Below are 2,322 nucleotides of genomic sequence, written 5' to 3'. Positions count from 1 at the left end.
GGCCCGCGTCCGCGCGGCCCGGAGCGCTTCCCGCGCCCCGCTCGCCGCCCGCGTCGCCGTCCCCGCGGGTCACGTCGTCGCGGTCACCGGCCTCCTGGTCACGGGCGTCGGCACTCTCCGCCGGGCGCGCGTCGCCTGGGGTGCCCGAGGACGCGGACCTGTCGCCGCGGGCCGCCTTCGGCTCGTCCTCGCCGTTGCCCGCAGCGCCGTGCTCCTGTGCCATCGGTCCTCACCGTCGTCGCGTCTCGCTTCGCCATCAAACCGGTTGTGGGGTCGCGCTGCCAAGTCGAGGTCACGGGCCCGAGACGAGTATGACGGTCCCGTCACAGAGCCCGAGCACACCGGTCACGGTACGGACAAGCGCCTTGACGCCCGTATACGCTGAGGCAGACTTGGCGCTGGATACGCACAGCCAAGGGGGAGCCGACCGATGAACGAGCACGCCGTTGAGCCCGCTGACTACTCGGGCCGGGCCGTCGGCGGAGGCCGCTACCAGCTTCGCACCCTACTCGGTACCGGCGGCATGGCCTCGGTCAACCTCGCGTACGACACCGTCCTCGCCCGCGAGGTCGCAGTCAAGACGATGCATGGTGAACTCGGCCGCGACGAGTCGTTCCGGGAGCGGTTCAAGCGCGAGGCCCAGTCCGTGGCCCGGCTCACCCACGCCAACATCGTGTCGGTCTTCGACACCGGCGAGGACACCATCGACGATCTGCCGGTGCCGTTCATCGTCATGGAGTACGTCGACGGCCGGCCGCTGCGCGGCGTGCTCGACGACGACATCCGCGAGTTCGGCGCGATGCCGGGCGACAAGGCGCTCAAGGTCATAGCCGACGTGTGCGCGGCGCTGGACATATCCCACGAGATGGGCCTGGTCCACCGCGACATCAAGCCCGGCAACGTGATGGTGACCAAGCGCAACGTCATCAAGGTCATGGACTTCGGCATCGCACGTGCCATGCAGTCCGGCGTGACGGCGATGACCCAGACCGGCATGGTCGTCGGCACCCCGCAGTACCTCTCCCCCGAGCAGGCCCTCGGCCGCGGTGTGGACGCCCGCTCCGACCTGTACTCCGTCGGCATCATGCTCTTCGAGCTGCTCACCGGCCACCTGCCCTTCGACGCGGACTCCCCGCTGGCGGTCGCCTACGCGCACGTCCAGGAGCAGCCGCCGGCGCCCTCTTCGATCAACGCCTCGGTCCCGCCGCAGCTCGACGCGCTGGTCGCGCGGATGCTGCGGAAGAACCCCGACGAGCGCTTCCAGAGCGCGGAGGAACTGCGCGAGGAGTGCCTGCGGATCGCCGGCACGCTGACCGACGCGGTGCCGAGGATCACCGCCACCGGGCCCGTCTCCCGCAGCGGCGACGCGGTCGCCAACTCGGTGTTCCCGCAGTACGGCACCAACCCGCCCGGCACCCCGCCGCCCGCCGGCTACGGGCCGACCCCGCAGCCCCAGGGCTACGGCTACCCGCAGCACACCCCGCCGCCGTACGTGATGGCGCCGCCCTCCGCGCAGTCCGCCGGTACCGGTTCCGGCGGCGGCGGAAACGGCGGAAAGACGTTCCTCATGGCGCTCGCCGGCGTGGTGGCGGTGGCGCTGATCGTCGGTGTCGCGTTCATCGTCGTCAACGGCAGTGGCGAAGACGGCGGCAACGACATCGCGGACGGCGGCTCCTCCGACACCGACACCGGTGACGTCGGCGGGGCGGGCGCGGGGGACGGCGGCGACCCCGAGGACGGGACCGAAGCGGACGAGGACGCCGACGCGGAGACCGAGCGGGAGCCCCGCTTCAAGGAGGGCGACGTCAACAAGACGGTCGACGTCTCCGTCTGCCTCGAACCCCGCGAGTACTTCGACCAGGAGGAGCACCCGGGCTCCGTGTCGATGCCCAACTTCTACGACAAGCACGTCGCCTCGGTGAAGGAGTGCCTGCGCGCGGGCACCGACGCCAACGAGGAGGACGGCGTCGCGTGGAACTACGCCAACGACATTGCGCGGGACGAGGTCATCAAGGGCCAGGGCATCGTCGTCGACCAGTCACCCAAGGCCCACGAGCCGTACAACCCGCTGGAGGACGAGATCGTGCTGACCGTCTCCACCGGCAAGGAAGCCACCCGCTGATCCGACGGGCGACCCGTCGCCGGTCCGCCGCGCGGTCGCGACACCCGACGCCCCGATCCCGGCCCCGGGCCCGGGGCGTCCTGCGGTGCGGATCGTCCCGCGGGGCGCGACCGCACCCGCTGGTCCGTCCGACGGGACGCAGGGGCGGCCTTGCCGGGGCGCAGCGGGCCGAGAGCGCCGCCCGGCTGCTGGAGCGCTGC

The 2,322-nt window shown here is 71.9% G+C and carries 1 protein-coding gene and 1 pseudogene; one reads left to right on the top strand and one right to left on the bottom strand.

Annotation, left to right across the window (positions count from 1 at the left end):
- Positions 1-223: pseudogene (locus HCJ92_RS23685) on the bottom strand (hypothetical protein); the annotation flags it as partial.
- Between the two features lie 207 nt (positions 224-430).
- On the opposite strand from HCJ92_RS23685, the gene HCJ92_RS23680 reads away from it, so the two are divergent.
- On the top strand, positions 431-2,122 hold the full coding sequence (locus HCJ92_RS23680; RefSeq protein WP_167935656.1) for a protein kinase domain-containing protein: 1,692 nt from the start codon (positions 431-433) through the stop codon (positions 2,120-2,122).
- The last annotated feature ends 200 nt before the right edge of the window (positions 2,123-2,322 follow it).

The sequence above is a fragment of the Streptomyces spiramenti genome (assembly GCF_012034385.1).
Lineage (GTDB): Bacteria > Actinomycetota > Actinomycetes > Streptomycetales > Streptomycetaceae > Streptomyces > Streptomyces spiramenti.
Note: the sequence above shows the minus strand (reverse complement) of the source record. Positions and strands in the feature narration are given on the sequence as shown.

What these genes read in the sequence shown, in the direction of transcription:
- HCJ92_RS23680 (WP_167935656.1), top strand. Translation starts at nt 431, where the DNA reads ATGAACGAGCACGCCGTTGAGCCCGCTGACTACTCGGGCCGGGCCGTC.